Source organism: bacterium (assembly GCA_017744355.1).
Lineage (GTDB): Bacteria > Cyanobacteriota > Sericytochromatia > S15B-MN24 > UBA4093 > JAGIBK01.
In genome coordinates, this window is sequence record JAGIBK010000001.1 from 530,952 (window position 1) to 548,612 (window position 17,661).

A 17,661-nucleotide genomic window follows, 5' to 3' on the forward strand; every position below is an offset into this window, starting at 1 on the left:
ATGCGAGCAGAGGTTCTTGGCGACGGGCCAAGTGCCTCACACCGATTAGAAGAGGCGGAAATGAAATCAGCACTGAGCCCTTACATCAGCTTCAAAGACAACGCGCGCGAGGCCATGACGTTCTATCAGACGGTCTTTGGCGGCAAGCTCGACGCCATGACCTTCAAGGACTTCAACGTCTCCGAGGATCCCGCCGAGGCTGACAAGATCATGCACTCCATGCTCCAGGCCGAGAACGGGATTACGTTCATGGGTTCCGACACTCCCAACAGCATGGAATACAAGCCCGGCGCTCGGATCAGCATGGCACTCAGTGGCGATGACCACGATGAGCTCAAGGGTTACTTCGAGAAGCTGTCGGCAGGCGGTACCATCAACCAGCCGCTCGTGCAGGCCCCCTGGGGGGACAGCTTCGGCTCGTGCACCGACAAGTTCGGCGTGGATTGGCTGGTCAACATCGCCGGCAAGAAGGCGTAGGCCTCATTTAGCACCGGTTAGATGGAGGGTCGGGAGCGAGTCTCTCGGCCCTTTGCCTTGCCTTCGGCAAGGCCTGCTGGATGCTCGTCGCGCTGCCGATCGAGGCCACGATGATGCTTGCGATCGCAAGCCACTGCAGCAGCGTCAGTTGCTCGCCGAGAATGACCAAGGCGGCCAACGCGCCAATCGCAGGCTCCATGCTGAGCAGGATGCCGAAGGTCTGCTTCGGGAGGCGCTTGAGGGCCACCATCTCCAGCGAGTAAGGCACCGCGCTCGAGAGGATGCCGACGCCGAGGCCGGCGAGCATCAGCGCGGGATCGAGCAAGGCGGTCCCGGCGCGGGCGACCCCGAAGGGGAGCACGACCAAGGCAGCGGTGAGCATCCCGAGCGAGGTCGCCTGGCCACCCGGGATTTGCCCTGCTCGCTTGCCGAAGACGATGTACAGCGCCCAGCACACCGCTGCGCCAAGGGCAAAGCCGACCCCTACCGGGTCCAGGGTGCCGCTGCCCTCGGTCAGGGGAAGCAGAAGCCCCATGCCAAGCACCGCGAAGCCGATCCAGGCAAAGTCCAGCGCCCTGCGCGAGGCCGCCATCGCGACGGCGAGCGGCCCGGTGAACTCGATGGCGATCGCGACCCCCAGCGGGATCCTGGCGATCGACATGTAGAACAACAGGTTCATGAGGCCTGTCACCGCGCCGTACAGCACGATGGTGCGGGCGTCTTTCGCCGAGAGCGGCAGGCGCCACGGACGCCAGATTGCAAGCAGGAGGATGGCCGCGAAGACCGCCCGGTAAGCGGTCGTGCCCTCGGCACCGAGAACAGGGAAGAGGTGCTTGGCGAAGGATGCCCCGACCGTCAGGGAGACGAGGCTACCGAACAAGGCGATGACCGGCAACAGTACGTGATGGGCGGGTGACCAGGGCTTCAAGCTTTCCTCCTCGCTCCTCTGCTCAGCATACCCGAGGGAGCCGTCGCGTTGACACGATCCCAGGCGATCGTGCTACACATGATGGTAGCCACCCAACGTCCCGATGGCGGAGCGACCGAGCGTCGTATCCGTAGGGCGTTCGCGGGAGGCTGCCTTCTGGATGGCGCCGCCCGCCCCTAGTTACACCATTCGTCATTAGGAGGGCCTTCATGTCGAGCGCCGAACTTCCCATTCTCAACTTCATCCTGAGCAACTACAAGAACTTCAACTCGCGCGCCACCCGCGATGCGATGCTCGCTTACTGGGACCACATCCAGGCCGGCGGGCGCATGTTCTGGGCGGTGGCCGGCGCCATGTCGTCCGCGCAGCTCGGCATCACCCTCGCGCCTGCGATCCGCGCGGGCCTGATCCACGGTCTCTCGGTGACCGGGGCCAACCTGGAAGAATCCCTCTTCCGTCTCGTTGCTCACAACGAGTACAAGGACTTCCCCGACTACCGCTACCTCACCAAGCAGGACGATACCCGCATCCTAAACGACCGGATGCGCCGCGTCACCGACACCAGCATCCCCGAGGACGAAGCCTTCCGCGCCGTCGAAGAGATCGTCGTCCCCATGTGGAAAAAGGCCCATGCCAACGGCGAGCGCCGCTTCTGGCACCAGTACTTCTACGAGGTCATCCAGGCCATCGATCCCGCCAAGTACGAAGGCAACCCGGACGACTGCTGGCTCCTGGCCGCCGCCCGCGCCAACCTGCCGATCGTCGTCCCCGGCTACGAGGACTCCACCTTCGGCAACATCATCACGTCCTACGTGAAGCACGGTGACATCAGCGCCAGCATCGCCAAGTCGGGCATCGAGTACATGGCCGACTTCTACGATCGCTACAAGGAGCTTTCGAGCACTGACGCCGGCGTCGGCTTCTTCCAGATCGGCGGCGGCATCGCCGGCGACTTCCCTATCTGCGTCGTGCCCTCGATCAAGTACGACCTCGGCGAGGAAGTGAAGCCCTGGTCCTACTTCTGCCAGATCAGCGACTCGACCACCTCGTACGGCTCCTACTCGGGTGCGACCCCCAACGAGAAGATCACCTGGGACAAGCTGACCGAGGAGACCCCCATGTTCGTCGTCGAGTCCGATGCGACGATCGTGGCGCCCCTCATCCTGCGCGCGCTCCTCGAGTGCAAGCAGAACCCCGAAGCCGCCAACGCCCTCATTGCCCAGCACATGGGCGAGAAGGCGACGGCTGGCGCCAAGGCGTAACCGCGTCCAAAACCAAGCAACGCCCTACCGAAAGGTGGGGCGTTGCTGCTGAGAAGCAGGTGAGGACTACCCTTGCGCCCACCCCATGGTGTATCATAGCTCGCTCGCCTGGTGACTCACCTGCGAAACCACCGCGCCGTACCCCCCGCATCGGAGGACTCAATGCTCAAGACCATCGGTATCGTCGTGGCCGCCTTGCTCGGTGGCTTGCTCATCTTCGCCGCGACCAAGCCCGACACCTTCACCATCCAGCGCTCAGCGAGCATCAAAGCCTCGCCCGAGGCACTCTACGCGCAGATCAGCGACTTCCATCGCTGGGCGGATTGGTCGCCCTACGATAAGTTGGATCCCGCGATGAAGAAGACCTATCGCGGTGCAGAGAGCGGCGTGGGAGCCATTTACGAGTGGGAAGGCAGCGACAAGGTCGGCCAGGGCAACATGGAGATCGTCGAGGCCGTTCCTGGTGCCAAGGTCGTCACGAAGCTGAATTTCGTCAAGCCGTTCCAGGCCAACAACGTCGCCGAGTTCACGCTGGAGACCAAGGGTGACACCACCCACGTCACGTGGGCGATGCGCGGTCCCAATTCCTACATGTCGAAGGTCATGTGCATCTTCATCGACATGGACAAGATGGTCGGCAAGGATTTCGAGACGGGCCTGGGCAACCTGAAGGCCCTCGCCGAGAAGTAAACTTCAATCGCCTCTTGCCACCGGGCTTCAACCCGGTGGCTCTTTCATTTGGGAGGTGAGCGCCCACAAGCAGCAGGGGCGGCTCATCGGGGGCGGGGCTTCTGCTCGCTCTTTGCCTCGTGCCGGCAATGGAGAGAGAATGCCTCCATGACCCAAACCGGCCTCCTGCTTGATTTTGTCACCTTCCTCAAACGAGCGCACCTGCGCGAGCTTGCCTCTGAGCTGCTCAGGCTCACCAAAGTGCGGAAGGTGCCGAACGGGCATGTCCTCGAACAGGCGCCCGAAGGTGAGCGCCTGCAGGAGATGGAGGCGAACATCGCTTCGCTGCTCGATGATCTAGCGGCAGGCACGTTGCACGAACGGGCGATCGAGCGCTATGCGCCATGGGGGGTCGTACAGCAACCGGGCCTTCCTGCTCCGAGCATCAAGCCGGACGATCTCGTGCGCTTCTTCGCCGCGCAGCGTGAAGCGCTCCTCGCGTTCATCCCACGCTTTACTCCCGATAGTCGAGCGGCGGTGACGCTTGCCCTCGCCTTGGAAGGGGAGCTGAGCGGGGCCCAAGAAGTCGTCATCCGGTTTTGCACCCGCTGGCGCGACGTGGCCCGAGAACGCTTCGTGCGTTCATTCAACGACGCCCCCATCGGGATGGCCTTGCTCGGGTTGGACGGGCGCTTTCTTCAGGTCAATCGCACCCTGTGCGAGCTGACCGGCTACTCGGAGCTGGAGCTGCTCAGCAAGCGGCTCCAGGAGCTGATTCATCCGGAAGATTTGGCCCCTGAGCTTGCCCTGTACCAGGCGCTCCAGGAAGGCGAGCTCCAGCGCTATCAGGTCGAACAGCGCTGCTTCCATAAGGACGGGCATCTGGTCTGGGTCCAGCTCAGCGTCTCCATGGTTCAGGATCCGCAAGGGGCCCCTCTCTACGCCATTAGCCAGATCCAGGATATCAGCGCGGGAAAGAAGGCCAAGGATCAGCTTCGCCAGTTCGAGCTGCTGGTGCGGAGCGTGGTGGACTACGCCATCTTCATGCTCGATCCCGAAGGGCGCGTGCTGACCTGGAACGAAGGGGCCGAACGCCTCAAGGGCTACGATGCGCAGGAGATCATCGGCCGGAGTCTCGAGGTCTTCTACACCCCTGAGGCCGTCCAGAAAGGCCTGCCTTGGCACTTGTTGAAGGCGGCCGAGGAACGAGGCCACATCGAGGATATCGGCTGGAGGGTGCGCAAGGACGGCTCCCGCTTCTGGGCGGATGTCGTCATCACCGCCATTCGCGACGACGAGGGGCACCTGGTCGGCTATGCCAAGGTGACGCGGGATTTGACCGAGCGCAGGAAGGCCGAGCAAGAGGCCGTCGAGCATGCCAAGACCCTCGCACGTCAGCATGAGCTGCTGGAGCGCATCATCGACAACGTGCCGGCAGGGATCGCTTACCTGGACAAAAACCTCGTCTTTCGCTGGCTGAATCCCGCATACGCCCAGCTGATCGGGCTGCCGATCGAGCGCCTCATCAATCGCCCCGTCTTCGAGGCTCTGGAAGGCGCCGAACCACAAATAGGGTCCTTGCTGCGCGGGGTGATCGAGACTGCGCGCCCCTTTCATGCCATGGGCTTCCCGTTCGTCTACGGGGTGGAGGGCGTCGAGCGCCATACCTACTGGGATTTCTCGTACGTGCCGCTGCTGGGGGACACCCGAGAGGTCGAGGGCCTTCTCATCTTGTCGATCGAAGTCTCCGAGCGAATGGAGAAAGAGCGCCTGCAACGGGAGCAGATCGAGACCCTGGAGCAGACCGATCGTTACAAGGACGAGTTCCTCTCGGTGATCAGCCACGAGCTCAGGACGCCGCTCAACTTCATCATGGGCTTCGCGAGCATCCTAGAGGACGAGCTGGTGGGCAAGCTGAACGCGGAGCAGCACGATTGCGTCAGCAAGATCATGACCGGCGCCGAGCGCATGCTGGTGCAGGTCAAGAACCTCCTCGACATGAGCCAGATGGCGGCCGGAGCCTTTAGGATTGCGCCTTCTGCGACGCTGTACGCGCCGGTGGTGGACGAAGCGGTGTCGAGCCTCAGGCCGCTCGCCGCTCAAAAGGGGCTCGGCCTCGAGATCGAGGTGCAGGTGCCGCAAGAGGTCTGTCTCGATGGCCCGCGCACCGTCCAGGTGCTGGGCAACCTGATCGAGAATGCGATCAAGTTCACGCCCCAGGGCGGGCGGATCAGGATCCGGGCGGGCCTTGAAGAGAACGACCTGGTCACCGAAGTGGAGGACAACGGCCTCGGGATTCCCGCCGAGGCCATTCCCAAGCTGTTTCACCGCTTCCAGCAGCTCGACATGAGCACGACGCGCGAGGCGGGCGGCATCGGCCTGGGCCTCTCCATCAGCAAGGCCATCGTCGAAGCGCACGGCGGCACGATCGGCGTGCGAAGCGAGGTAGGCAAGGGCAGCACCTTCTGGTTCCGTTTGCCTTGGAAGGTCTGCTAAGAGCGTCTAACAAAACCAGGCATGTTACCGCCTTGTGCCGCCGTGGGCGGCTAGAAGGAACAGTTTTGTTAGACGCTCTAAGTGAGCACCTCGCGCCGCTCGCCGATCTTCCCCGTCTGGAATTCCTGATTCTCCTTGAAGGCCGCGATTGCCCCGAGCACGGCCGCGTCCAGGGCGGGCATCAGGTTGCGGGCAGAGTCCACCCGCGAGACGAACACGTAATCCGCTCCAGCCTCGTAGAGCGGCCGCACCTCGGTGGTCTGGACGGCGTTCGTGATGATGGTGGCCGTCGGGCACATGACCCGCAGGCTCTTGGTGAGCGCCAGGTTGCTCGTGCCCTTCAGGATGTCGTCCGGGATGGTGCAGAGGATGATCCCGGCCTTGTCCACCCCGGCGTGGCGCAGGGTCTCGGGGTTGGAGATGTCCCCGTAGTGCGCCGTCGCGCCGCGCCGCTCGATCTCGGGGTGGAGGGCCACGTTGAAATCCACCACCAGAGTCTTCTTCAGCAGCTCCGGGTTGGTGCGCTCCAACTCGTAAAAGAGCGACGAGGCGATACGGTGGAAGCCGAGCAAGACCAGCTCGTACTCTTCGGCCGGGGTCTCGGCGTCCGGCTGGTTGGCGGGTGCTTTCATGCCGAGGCGGGTGAGCATGGGGGCCATGCGCTGGTAGAGGGCGTCGCTGTGCTGGAAGAGGCTCGGATAGAGGAGCGCCGTGAGGACGAAGGCGAAGATCACAGCCCCCACGGTCGTCGCGGGCAGGTGCCCGAAGCTCAGGCCCAGGTAAGCGATCACGAGGCAGAATTCGGAGATGGGCACCATCCGGGTCGCGGTCAGCACGGAGCCACGGCGATCGAAACCGGTGGCATGGAGCAGCGGCAGGAAGATCAGGTAGCGCGAGAGGATTGCAAGCCCCGTCATCAGGAGGGCGAGCAGTAGGATGTCACTGCCGTCGGGCTTCGGGATTCCCATGCCGAGCCCGACGAAGAAGAGGGTGACGAAGAAGTCGCGCACCGCCGAAACCTTGGTGAGCACTTCGTAGCAGTAAGGGAACGAGGCGATGCTGGCCCCGGCGATGAGCGCGCCCATTTCGAGCGAGACGGAGATGGGCGCCTGGATACCGATCATGCCGAGGATCTCGCCCAGGTGGGTGCCGAGCAGCCCGATCCCGAAGCACCAGCCGATGGCCGTGACGAGCATCAGCTCGGGCGATCGCGCGATCCAGTGAAAGGCGGTGGGCAGCACGTAGCGCGCGAAGACCGAGGCGATCGCGACCAGGATCCCGATGCCGAGCAGGGTCATCAGCACCGGCTGGAGGTCGGGCTGCGAGAAATTCGGCTGGACGGCAAGCACGACCATCGCCCACAGGTCCTGGAAGATGAGCAGGCCCAGCACCATGCGCCCGACGGTGGTGTCGAGCTGGTACTTCTCCTGGAAGAGTTTGACGATGAGCAGGGTGGACGAGGCCGCGACGGTGATGCCCAGGTAGAGGGGCGTGAAGGGGCCCTGGATGGCCGCCCAGCCCGTCTTCTGGAGAAGCCAGGTGGCGCCGAAGCCGAAGGCCACGCACAGCGGGAACTGGAGCAGTCCGGTCCAGATGAGGGTCTTGCCGCTCGAGAGGAGCTTCTTGAGGTCGATCTCGAGGCCGATCAAGAAGAGCAGCAGCACCAGGCCCAGATGGGCGATGGTCTCGATGTTGGCCTTGCTCGTGACCAGGCCGGTGACCTGAGGCCCGACGAACACCCCGGCGAAGAGGAAGGCCGCGATCGTGGGGATCTTGAAGCGGGTGAAGAGCGCGGCCAACAGGCCCGCGATGAGCAGGGAGCCGCCGATGTCGAAGACGAGCGACTCGCCCATCGCCGCGGGGTCGGCGTGGGCGGCGACGGAGAGCAGGGCGGTCGTGAGCACGCGGAGTCCTTTCTTGTCCGGGCGGGCGCTTGACCATTATAAGCGCCGCCTAGCGGATCCGCGTGCTTGGACCGTGTTCCTCAGCGGGCGCTCGGCTCCAGCTCGACCTTGATCCAGTCGGGCTCGCGTTTGTCGAAGGCCTTGTAGGCGTCGATGGCGTTCGCGAGCGGCTTCTGCTGGCTGAGGATCTCGGCGGGATTGATCGCGTTGGTGCGGACCAGCTCGATCAGCTCCGGGAGGTAGCGCCGGTGCGGGCAGTTCCCCATCTTGATCGTGAGGTTCTTGTTCATGGCCTCGCCGATGGGGAAGCGGGTCACCGTCGGGGGATAGACCCCGACGATGGCGAGGGTGCCTGCCTTGGCGAGGGCCTGGACCGCCCACATCAGGGCCTGAGAGGGACCGTCGCCCGGGTGCCAGTTGTCGGCTTGCGGGTTGGCCTGGGGGGCGATTTCCTGCACTTCCTGCTTGAACAAGCGCTCCAGGCGCTCGACCTCGTCCGAGGTGGGCAGGTGGTGAGAGTGGTTCGCGTCGACCCCGACCGCATCGATGGCCCGGTCCACCCCGATCCCGTTGGTGAGCCGGCGAATGGCCTCGACCGGATCCTCCTCCTCGTAGTTCACGACCTCGGCCCCCTGCGCGCGGGCGCGGGCGAGCCGCGAGGGGATGCAGTCCACCGCGATGATCCGGCCGGCGTCGAGCAGCTTGGCTGAAGCGATCGCGAGCAACCCGACCGGCCCGCACCCGAAGATCGCTACCGTGTTGCCGGGCTTGATCTCGGCGAGCTCCGCGGCGAAGTAGGCTGTGGGGAAGATGTCCGAGAGGAGGATCGCCTGATCGTCCGTGACTTCATCCGGCAGCTTGATGAGCCCCACGTGGGCGAAGGGGATCCGGGCCTTCTCGGCCTGGAGGCCGTGGAAGGGGCCGGTTTCTTTCGGGCCGCCGTAGAACGCGGTCCCAGCGAGGGGGCCGTTGGGGTTCGCCACGTCGCACTGCGAGTGGTAGCCCGCCCGGCAGTACGAGCAGGCGCCGCAGGCGATCGTCGAGGGGATCACCACGCGATCGCCCACGTTCAGGTTACGCACGTCCGAGCCGAGCTGCTCGATGATCCCGACGCCTTCGTGACCGAGGATCGTCCCGGGCTGCATCCCGGCCACGGTCCCACGGACCATGTGCAGGTCCGTCCCGCAGATCGCGCTTGCGGTCAGCCGCACGATAGCGTCAGTCGGTTGCTCGATCTGGGGATCGGGAACCTCGTCGAGCCGAATGTCTCCCACCCCGTGAAACACGACGGCTTTCACCTGGCACCTCCTGTCCATAGCGGTTCGCGCTGATTTCAGGGCCACAGGATAGGCGGTGACGGCGTCAAATCCAATGGACGGACTAGTGATATTCTCGCCAAGAGAGGTCCGGCGCCCGTTTTCAACGCCTGCCCCACCTCGCTAAGCTCAAAGCGATCCGAGAGGAGGTCGGCCTTGAACGAGAAGGAAAAGAAAGTCCCCACGACCAAAGCATCCGCGACGAACCCCCCCGCGACCTTCGAGTGCGAGGTGCCGGAACGGTGCGAGCTCATCCTGACGCCGGAAGAGAAGGCCGCGCTTGAAGGGAAGGGGATGCCCGGTCCGGCGGTAGGGAAGGATTGAGGAACTGCTCAACCGGGCTTGCGGGCGACGGCGGTGAGGATGCAGCCCCGCTTGAACAAGATGGCGAGGGCTTCGAGAGGGCTGAGCAGCACGTTGCAGAGCAGGCCGCTCAGTGGCTTGACGTTGCGCTCGGCATCGAGGATCCGCGAGGCGAAGAGGTGCGCGCCGAGAGTAGGAAAGAACTCGGTCCAGTGCCAGACCCGCTCGACCTCGAACCCCTCGCCTTCGAGCTGGGCGCGTAGGGTTTGCTCGGTGTAGTGGGAAAGATGCCGAGGCACGTCGTTGAGGGTCCAGGTGGGCCCCTGGAGATACCGGCTCAAGCTTTGATAGTTCTGGGTCCCCACGAGCAGTGCGCCGCCGGGAGCCAGGCACGTGTGGGCCTTGCGCAGGGCCGCGCGCGGGTTTGGCAAGTGCTCCAGCAGGTGCCACATGGTGACGGCTCCAAAGCGCTCTGGCGGAGCCTCCCAGGCGAGGAAGTCCCCGTGGTACGTGTGCAGGCCAGGATGATGCGCACGCAAGAAGCGGACGTTCTCGTGCTGGAGATCGATCCCGTGCGCCTCGCTGCCCGTCACGCGTTGCCATTCGCGCAAGAAGAGCCCCCGGCCGCAGCCCACATCCAGCACCGGCTGCTCTGCAGGCGCGCGGTGGGCGCGGCGCAGGAAGCCGACCCGCCGCAGGACCAACTGCCTCGCCCAGAGGTTCCAGGCGGCGTCGCGCCAGGACCGGAGCGGCTTCAGGTCGAACCCGTTCCAGAAGTATTCGGGCGGATAGGCGAGGGCCAGATCCTCCTGGATGGGGCGCGGGCTCAGGTAGACCATCCGGCAAGCCGCGCAGCGCATCAGCTTGAACTCGCGGGGATCGACCCTGTAGAGGTGGTCGGTGACCCGCGCGAGGCAGGCCCCGGCCGTCTCGCCGCATGAGGTGCAGCTGGCTTCTTCGAGGCGGATGCGCGGAGCGTTGAGCGGCGTTTGCATGCATGGTATGTTACAAAGGTTTACAATTGCAAATCAAGTGCAGCGGGATGGTTGGCCATGGAGTTCGATGCGATCGTGGTCGGAGCAGGGCCTGCCGGAGCGCTGAGCGCGATGTTGCTCGCGCGTCAGGGGCACCGCGTTCTCCTGCTCGATAAGGCGCGCTTTCCCCGCGACAAGATCTGCGGGGGCGCCTTGAGCCCCGCGGCGATACCGATCCTTGAGCGGATCGGCGCCTGGTCTCGTCTTTCGGCTTCGGCGCTGCGGCTCGAAGGGATCCGCCTCGTTTCGCCCGAGGGGCGCGCCTGCGAGGGCAGGTATCCCGGGACGGAGGGTGTTCCGCCCTTCGGGCTCTCCATCGCGCGCCTTTCGTTCGACGACGTGCTCGTGCAACTGGCGCAGCTTGAGCCTTCGCTTCAGTTTACCGATGGGACGATGGTTCATGAACTGCTGTGGCAGGGCGATCGCTGCGTCGGGGTCCGGACGGCGGAAGGGCCGCTTCGAGCGCGGGCCGTCGTGCTCGCCGAAGGGCGCTTTTCGAGGCTGCACCCAGCCCTCTTGCGGCGATCGCGCGGCAGGAAGCGCCGTGTCTTCGTCGCCGCCTTCGAGGGGGTCGAGGGCCTGGATACCCTGCTTGAGCTGATCGTGCCCCGCGCGAGGCGTCAGCTCGTCCTGAACCCGCAAGGCCCGACGCGGGCAGCGATCGCGCTGGTCTCGACGGAGGGGGATCCCCCACACTTCGGACCAGCAGCCGTCGAGGGGTATTTGCGGCTGCTACGAGAAGAACCCGCCTTGCGAGGGCGCCTCGAACGGGCGGTACCGCTCGGCGTCTTGCATGGCCTCTCACTCGAACCCTACGCGGGCGAGGTGCTCCCGGCCGATGGCTTGGTGGTGGTCGGCGATAACGTGCGCTATTTCGATCCGCTCACCGGCCAGGGCATGTACCGGGCGCTGCGTAGCGCCGAGCTCGCAAGTGACCTGCTCGGGGCGGCGCTGCGCGAGGGCCTTCCCACCCGCCAGCGCCTCGCGCCCTATGGCCGGCAACTCGCACGGGAGTTCCGATGGGCATATCGTTTCTCGGAGGCGGTGGCGAGCCTTTCTCAGTCCGAGACTGTCATGAACCTCGCAGTCCGGGCCCTGGCGGCCCAGCGGGGCCTCGCCGACCGGATGGCGGCGTATCAGGGGGCAGTCCTGCCGCCGCAGCGCTTCTTCCTCGATCTTGTGAGGCTCGCTGCGCCCGCGTTACCCAAGCAATAGCGTCACCTTGCTCAAACGTCGCACCGACAGGAGGACCGTCATGGCGCACATCACCCACCTCGCCACGGCCGTTCCGGCCTTCCGACACAGCCAGGATCAGCTCTACCGAATGCTCTACGGCCAGACCGCGGAGGCGGCGAAGATCGAGCGGATCTTCGCACGCTCGGCGATCGCCACCCGCCACACCGTCCTACCGGACCTGGCCTTTCTCCTCACGAACCCCAGCACTCAAGCGCGTAACGCCCTCTACGTCCAAGAGGCGCACAAGCTCGCCGCCGAGGCGATTCGCCGCTGCCTGGCGCGCGCGCAGGTCTCGGCGAGTTCAATCGATTCGCTGGTGGTCGTCTCCTGCACCGGCTACGAGATCCCGGGGCTCGACCTGACGCTTGCCAAGGCCTTCGGGATGCGTCCCGACCTCAAGCGCTCCTGCATCCTCGGCATGGGGTGCTATGCGGCCTTTCCAGGGCTCGCGCGGGCTCGGGATGCGGTCATGGCGCGCAGAGGGCGCGCCATGGTGGTGGCGGTCGAGCTTTGCTCGCTCCATTACCAGCTGGACGCGTCGCCGGACAACGTGGTGAGCAGCGCCCTCTTCGCGGATGGGGCCGCCGCCGTGATCCTGGAAGCCGAAGGAGGGCTCGAAGTCCTCGACGCCGAGACCCTGACCCATTACGACACCGTCGATCACATGGCCTTCTCCATGAGCGACCACGGCTTCAGGATGCACCTGTCGAGCTACGTTCCGACCGTCCTGGCAACGAACGTCGCAGGCCTGCTCGACGGCATGCTGGCGCGCAACGGTTTGCGCGTGGACCAGATCCGGCACTGGGGCATCCACCCAGGGGGGCGAAAGATTCTCGATCACCTTCAGCAAGCGCTGGGCCTGAGCGACGCTCAGCTGGCCTCGTCGCGCCGGATCCTGCGTGACTACGGCAACATGAGCTCGCCGACGGTTCTCTTCGTGCTGGAGGATTTGCTGGCATCCGCTCAGCCCAAGCCCGGAGAGCATGCGGTCCTGATGGCCTTCGGACCGGGGCTCACCATGGAGGCCTGCCTCTTGCGCTGGAACAAGTCCATGCAGGCGCCTTCGCGCCTCACCAATTGAACAGGGTTCCCCAATCTGCCTCCCAAGGTGGGCCGGGGCATCAAGGGGCATCGCCTCATCAGGAACGCTGCTGAGCAAGACGTCGATAGATGACACTCCTTGTCAGGTATTTCCCGCTACGCTAGGAGTCCTTCATTCCCCCGTTTCCTTGAAAGGATTTCCCTATGCGTAGCAAAACATCGGTGTTCATCGCGACCAGTCTCGACGGCTTCATCGCGCGAAAGGACGGCAGCATCGATTGGCTGGAAGTGGCCAATACCTGGGTGCCCGAGGGGGAGGACTGCGGTTATCACGCTTTCTTCTCGACGGTCGATGTTCTCGTGATGGGGCGCGCCAGCTTCGAGACGGTCGTGGGCTTCGAGACCTGGCCCTACGGCGACAAGCGCGTCGTCGTCCTGAGCAGGCGGGAGATGGCGATCCCAGCCGCGCTCGCGCGCACCGTCACGGCCTCGTCGGAGGCCCCCCGCGACCTGGTGAACCGCCTCACGGCCGAGGGCGCGAAGCACCTGTACATCGACGGTGGTATCACCATCCAGCGCTTTTTCGCAGAAGACCTGATCGACGAGCTGACCATCACGACGATTCCCGTGCTGCTCGGCGAAGGGCGGCCGCTCTTCGGGCCGTTGGAAAAAGACATCGCCCTCACGCACGTGGCCACGAAGGCCTACGACTTCGGCTTCGTCCAGGCCGTCTACCGCGTCGCGCGCTAGGCGTAGCCTTTAGCGCTCCGCGGTGCCCATCTGCTCGTCGTACTTCGCTCGCACGCGCTTGATGTCTTGCCACATCAGCCACTTGGGTGAGCCGACCTCGCGGGAGTCGTTACGTAGCAGGTACGACGGGTGGAAGATGGGCATCACGGCCGTCCGGCCTGGTCAGCCATTGGCCTCGGAGCCGATTGCCAGCGGGCATTTCTGACAGTCGGCGCCTGCCGCGCGCACGGGGTCTAGCGTTCTTTGGACCTGAGCGGCGGCGTCGGGCATGGCGGGCCTCGGGCTTACTCGATGACGATCGAGCGCGTTGCGATCGCCTCGGGATACTGCCGCAGCGGCTCGGACGGGTGCGCCATCTCGGGCGGGCGCTGGGTGGTGAAGCTCTCAGAGGCGATCCGGATCTCGTAGGTGCCGGCGGTCGCGACGCTGACCGGCACGCTGAGTGTCGCGGCCTTCGGGATCATGTACATGGCGGGCATCGCGCATTGCGCTCCAGGCCTGGGTAGGACACGGGTCATCAGGCCGCTGAGCGTGATGGTCTTCGCCTGCTCGTCGACCGCAGCCTTGAAGCTCTCAGGCAGGGGCTTGTCGATGGTGAGGGCCGGGGCCTCGAGGAAGATCCACGGCTCCAGGGAGACGGTCGCCTGTGCCGAGGCGGTCGCGGGCGCGCTCACGTGGAAGACGGCGGCCGGCGCCTCGACCGTGACGAAGCAATCTTCGTTGTTCGGCTGCTTGGGCTTGCCCCCGAGCCCGAGCTGGGCCATCAGGGTGGGATCGCAGCCGGCGATCGCCGTCAGGAGCACGGAGCCGAGCAACAAGCGTTTCATCGTTCGATCCCTTTCAAAACAGCGACAGTTGCCCGCCACCGGGCTCCTGCGGGGTGATCAGGTCGGGGCCTTCGCTCGCGGTGGCGTTGACCTTGGGGCTGACCGGATAGCTGCGCATCTCGGAGGCGGGGTAGGGTCCAAGCATCGGCATCAGGGCCGCCGGGTCGCGCAGCCCGGGGTCGAGCCATGCATCGTAGGCCGCCGGGGGAAGGATGACGGGCATCCGGTCGTGGACGGGGCGCACGAGGGCGTTGGCCTCGGTGGTCAGGATGGTCGCCGTTTCGAGCAGGGTGCCGTCCGGTGCCTGCCACCGTTCCCAGAGCCCGGCGAACGCGAAGAGGTGGCCGTCCTGCATGGTGAAGCGCACCGGCTGCTTCTTGGCGTCCTGGGTTTTCCACTCGTAGAAGCCGTCGGCCGGGATCAGGCACCGGCGATGGCGGAAGGCGTCGCGGAAGGTCGGCTTCTCGGCTGCGCTCTCGGCGCGGGCGTTGATGGGGTGCGGAGCGGTCTTGGGGTCCTTGGTCCAACCAGGGACGAGTCCCCAGCGGGCCAGGCTCAGGTGTCGGGCGCGATCGCTCGCATCACGGCGGATGATGGGGATCGGCTGGCTCGGCGCGATGTTGTAGCGCGGGCTCAGCGTCGGGACCTCGGGGAGCCCGAAGGCCTTGGCGAGAGCCTCGGGCGAGGCGCTCTGACTGAAGCGGCCGCACATGACGCTATTCGTCCCCGCGGTAGCGACCGCGGTTCTGCTTGACCTGCGAGCGCTCCTTCTTGCTCGTCACGCGGCGCTCCTGCGAGCCGCGGGTGGGCTTGGTCGCGCGGCGGGCCTTGGGGATGACGATCGCCTCTTTGATGAGCTCGATGAGCTTGGTCTCGGCCAGGAGGCGGTTGTCCACCTGGTTCCGGGTCTCGGACGAGGTGATGAGCAGGATCCCGCTGTCGAGCCAGCGCTTGCCCGCAAGTGCCTGCAGGCGAGAGCGTGCGCCCATGGTCAGGCCCTGGATGAGCCGGGTGTCCACCCGCAGCTCGACCTTGCTTGCGACCTTGTTCACGTTCTGGCCGCCCGGCCCCGAGGCTCGGCTCGCCGAGAAGGCGATCGCCGCGTCGGGGATGGTGACACCGGGAGCCACTTGCACGTCGGCCATGGCTTAGACCCTCTCCTGATACTCGGGGTAGTCCTGAAGGAAGGCCTCGATGCTCTCGCCGAAGCCCATGATGAGCTCAGCATCGGGGAACTGCCCCTTGAGCTCCTTCTTGCGCGCCGTGAGCGCCTCCCAGAAGGGGTCGCTCAGGTCGCGCTCCGCGTCGGAGGTGTCCACGATCTCGCGGTGGATGATCTGACCCTTGGCCGGGTCGCGCATCAGGATGAACTGCATGGATTCCTTCGCCTCGTAAGTGGGCGCCTCTCGCTAGGGGGCCATGCCCGCAAGGCCCTTCGGGAGGGTCGGGCTGTCCTCTAGCGCATGATAGATCGTTGCGATGCGATCGCGAAGGGGTTGGGTGTCGGCATAATTCAGCGGAACCCCCGCTTCGGCCTGCTTGAGGGCGTCCGCGAGCTGGCGCTTGTAGGTACCCATGGTCTCGGCCACTGCCGCCTTGCCGGCCGCCACCGCCTCGTCCGGCGAGAGGGCCTTGCCCGGCTGGAAAGCACGCCCCACCTTGGCGAGGTCGCCCGGCTCATTGATGCCCTCGACGCCCTTGTAGACGGTGTCGTGGATGTTGAAGGAATTGGGGCTCTCGCCGATCCGGAAGGGCTTGTCCCAGAAGTCCGTGACCTGCTGGGGCCCCAGCTGCAGCTCGAAGGCGCTGCCCTTGCTGCCGCCCGTGACGTCTTGGATCTGCATGTTGATCCGCCCCTTGTAGAGGCGATCGGGGTCGCGCAGGATGTCGTCGGCGAGGCCCTCGTCCTTGAGCACGAAGCGGAACTGCCGATCGGGGTAGCGGGTCTTGAGCTCGTGCATGACGTCGTCGGCCATGGCGCGCAGCTGCTCGGGGTTGAAGCGCGGGACGTTGACGCGGGCACGGTTCAGGTCGTTGAGGTCGCCGAGCGAGGCGAAGGGATCCATGCCGAGGGCGTATTGCCGGACCGACTCCTTCTGGACCTTGCCGAGCGCACTCTCCCACTGCTTGGTAGGACCGCTCGCCTTGACGCCGTGCTTGGCGAGCGCCGTGTTGATGTCCCGCAGGCCGACCCGCTGCTGACTTTCGAGCAGGGTGTCGAACTTGTCGATCACGCTGGGTTCGAGCTTCGCGAGCTCTCGGAGCTTCTCGGCTGGCATGGCCTTGATCTCGTTGAAGAAGGAAGGCCCGTTCAGCTTCGCGATCTGGGAGGCGCGCTCAGCGTTCATCACCCGGCCGGCTTCCAGAGCCTTTTGCTCGCTCATCGTAGCGGTGAAGCGCTTGAAGGCGGATTCGCCCGCCACGGCGTACTCGGAGCCGAGCAGCTTGGCGACGCGCTCCTTGCCTGCGACCTTGCCGAGTGCTCGACCGGCATCGTCCAGAGCGCTCGCGCCCTTTGCGAGTGCTCGGCCGGCGTCGTCGATGACGCTCGCACCCTTCGCGAGCGCCCCGCCGCGTTCCAGCTTGCCGACGGCTCCCACGGCCGCCCTGCCGCCGACCGCAGCACCCTTGGCCGAGCCGCCCGCGCCCGAGGTCAGCACCAGGCTTCCGATCTCGAAGAGGCCGCGCCCCAAGGCTTCGGAGTACTTGCCCTCGTCGATGGCCTGCTTGTACGGCTCGACCAGCCCCTTGACGAGGGCCTTGCCGAATTCGGCGTCGCTCTTGAAGACCTCGACGGGGTTCAGGTGGGTGTTGAGGGTCTTGGCGGCGTCCGCCCCTTCGAAGACGATGTCGTAGGCCGCATGGGCCGCACGGAAGGGGTTCAGGGGGAGCAGGGGGATGTGCTCGGCCAGCGAGTAGAGGCCCTTCACAGTGTCGATGGGGTGCGCGACCATCTGGGCAATGCCGCCGACGAAGCTGCCGGCCCCCTTCACGACCCCGCCCAGGATCTGGGCGGACTGGGTGGTGACCCACGCCTGGGCCTGGGCGATCTCGCCGAGCAGGGGCACGCCCTTGACGCTCGCAGCCACGGCGTTCGATTGGCGGGCCACGGCCGATTCGAACCAGTTCACGCCGCCTTCGAAGCCGTCGCCCACCTTCTTGAAGAGGCGATCGACCGCGCTCGTTGCCTGCGGCGGCTGGGCCTGGGCGGCCTGTGCCTTGCTGACCAGGTCCGAGAGACTGGGCGCTGCTTGGGGAGCGGCCTGGGTCGAAAGGGAGTCGCTTGCGAGTCGAGCGGTCTTGGGGGCGGTGAGCGGCGCGGTGGGCGTAGCCGAAGGGGCGCCCGGCCGCATGGGCGGCGGCGTCAGTCGGGGGGATGTGACGCTCAGGTCGCGGTCGGACACGCCGGATGGGCCTT

17 protein-coding genes and 1 pseudogene are annotated in these 17,661 nt (G+C 65.5%); 8 read left to right on the forward strand and 10 right to left on the reverse strand.

Annotation, left to right across the window (positions count from 1 at the left end):
- The first annotated feature begins 60 nt into the window (after positions 1-60).
- Complete coding sequence (locus J7643_02540) at positions 61-477, forward strand: VOC family protein (GenBank protein MBO9539452.1); 417 nt, start codon at positions 61-63, stop codon at positions 475-477.
- A 7-nt stretch (positions 478-484) separates the two neighbouring features.
- Here J7643_02540 and J7643_02545 read toward each other — a convergent pair whose 3' ends face one another.
- Entirely contained in the window at positions 485-1,372 is an 888-nt protein-coding gene (locus J7643_02545; GenBank protein MBO9539453.1) for a DMT family transporter, read from the reverse strand.
- A gap of 242 nt (positions 1,373-1,614) precedes the next feature.
- Between J7643_02545 and J7643_02550 the strand changes: the two genes are divergently transcribed.
- From J7643_02550 to J7643_02560, 3 genes are all read left to right on the forward strand, one after another.
- A complete protein-coding gene (locus tag J7643_02550) occupies positions 1,615-2,667 on the forward strand; it encodes a deoxyhypusine synthase family protein (protein MBO9539454.1) in 1,053 nt (350 codons plus the stop codon).
- A 162-nt stretch (positions 2,668-2,829) separates the two neighbouring features.
- Positions 2,830-3,357, forward strand: coding sequence for an SRPBCC family protein (locus tag J7643_02555; GenBank protein ID MBO9539455.1), 528 nt, complete (start codon positions 2,830-2,832; stop codon positions 3,355-3,357).
- 147 nt (positions 3,358-3,504) lie between these two features.
- Positions 3,505-5,832, forward strand: a complete 2,328-nt coding sequence (locus J7643_02560; protein ID MBO9539456.1) for a PAS domain S-box protein — start codon at positions 3,505-3,507, stop codon at positions 5,830-5,832.
- Positions 5,833-5,909: 77 nt separating this feature from the next.
- On the opposite strand, the gene J7643_02565 is transcribed toward J7643_02560, so the two are convergent.
- On the reverse strand, positions 5,910-7,736 hold the full coding sequence (locus J7643_02565) for a cation:proton antiporter (protein MBO9539457.1): 1,827 nt from the start codon (positions 7,734-7,736) through the stop codon (positions 5,910-5,912).
- Between the two features lie 80 nt (positions 7,737-7,816).
- Positions 7,817-9,034 carry a glutathione-dependent formaldehyde dehydrogenase gene (locus tag J7643_02570; GenBank protein MBO9539458.1) on the reverse strand — a complete coding sequence of 406 codons (1,218 nt, stop codon included), beginning with the start codon at positions 9,032-9,034 and terminating at the stop codon, positions 7,817-7,819.
- A gap of 174 nt (positions 9,035-9,208) precedes the next feature.
- Here J7643_02570 and J7643_02575 point away from each other — a divergent pair, with 174 nt between their 5' ends.
- Entirely contained in the window at positions 9,209-9,376 is a 168-nt protein-coding gene (locus J7643_02575; protein MBO9539459.1) for a hypothetical protein, read from the forward strand.
- An 8-nt stretch (positions 9,377-9,384) separates the two neighbouring features.
- Here J7643_02575 and J7643_02580 read toward each other — a convergent pair whose 3' ends face one another.
- Positions 9,385-10,350, reverse strand: coding sequence for a class I SAM-dependent methyltransferase (locus J7643_02580; protein MBO9539460.1), 966 nt, complete (start codon positions 10,348-10,350; stop codon positions 9,385-9,387).
- Between the two features lie 57 nt (positions 10,351-10,407).
- On the opposite strand from J7643_02580, the gene J7643_02585 reads away from it, so the two are divergent.
- From J7643_02585 to J7643_02595, 3 genes are all read left to right on the forward strand, one after another.
- Positions 10,408-11,604 (forward strand): NAD(P)/FAD-dependent oxidoreductase, encoded by a 1,197-nt coding sequence (locus tag J7643_02585; protein ID MBO9539461.1) that lies wholly within the window; start codon positions 10,408-10,410, stop codon positions 11,602-11,604.
- 40 nt (positions 11,605-11,644) lie between these two features.
- Positions 11,645-12,706 carry a type III polyketide synthase gene (locus tag J7643_02590; GenBank protein MBO9539462.1) on the forward strand — a complete coding sequence of 354 codons (1,062 nt, stop codon included), beginning with the start codon at positions 11,645-11,647 and terminating at the stop codon, positions 12,704-12,706.
- Positions 12,707-12,870: 164 nt separating this feature from the next.
- Positions 12,871-13,416 (forward strand): dihydrofolate reductase, encoded by a 546-nt coding sequence (locus J7643_02595; GenBank protein MBO9539463.1) that lies wholly within the window; start codon positions 12,871-12,873, stop codon positions 13,414-13,416.
- Between the two features lie 9 nt (positions 13,417-13,425).
- Here the strand turns inward: J7643_02595 and J7643_02600 are convergent.
- From J7643_02600 to J7643_02625, 6 genes and pseudogenes are all read right to left on the reverse strand, one after another.
- Positions 13,426-13,560: pseudogene (locus J7643_02600) on the reverse strand (uracil-DNA glycosylase).
- A 140-nt stretch (positions 13,561-13,700) separates the two neighbouring features.
- On the reverse strand, positions 13,701-14,243 hold the full coding sequence (locus J7643_02605; GenBank protein MBO9539464.1) for a hypothetical protein: 543 nt from the start codon (positions 14,241-14,243) through the stop codon (positions 13,701-13,703).
- Positions 14,244-14,256: 13 nt separating this feature from the next.
- The gene (locus J7643_02610; GenBank protein MBO9539465.1) at positions 14,257-14,955 is read right to left on the reverse strand and encodes an SOS response-associated peptidase; all 699 of its coding nucleotides are present in this window, start codon (positions 14,953-14,955) and stop codon (positions 14,257-14,259) included.
- A 4-nt stretch (positions 14,956-14,959) separates the two neighbouring features.
- On the reverse strand, positions 14,960-15,388 hold the full coding sequence (gene arfB, locus J7643_02615; GenBank protein ID MBO9539466.1) for an aminoacyl-tRNA hydrolase: 429 nt from the start codon (positions 15,386-15,388) through the stop codon (positions 14,960-14,962).
- A 3-nt stretch (positions 15,389-15,391) separates the two neighbouring features.
- Complete coding sequence (locus J7643_02620) at positions 15,392-15,619, reverse strand: hypothetical protein (protein MBO9539467.1); 228 nt, start codon at positions 15,617-15,619, stop codon at positions 15,392-15,394.
- A 33-nt stretch (positions 15,620-15,652) separates the two neighbouring features.
- Positions 15,653-17,647: a hypothetical protein gene (locus tag J7643_02625; protein ID MBO9539468.1), complete on the reverse strand. Its 1,995-nt coding sequence runs from the start codon at positions 17,645-17,647 to the stop codon at positions 15,653-15,655.
- Between the last annotated feature and the right edge of the window lie 14 nt (positions 17,648-17,661).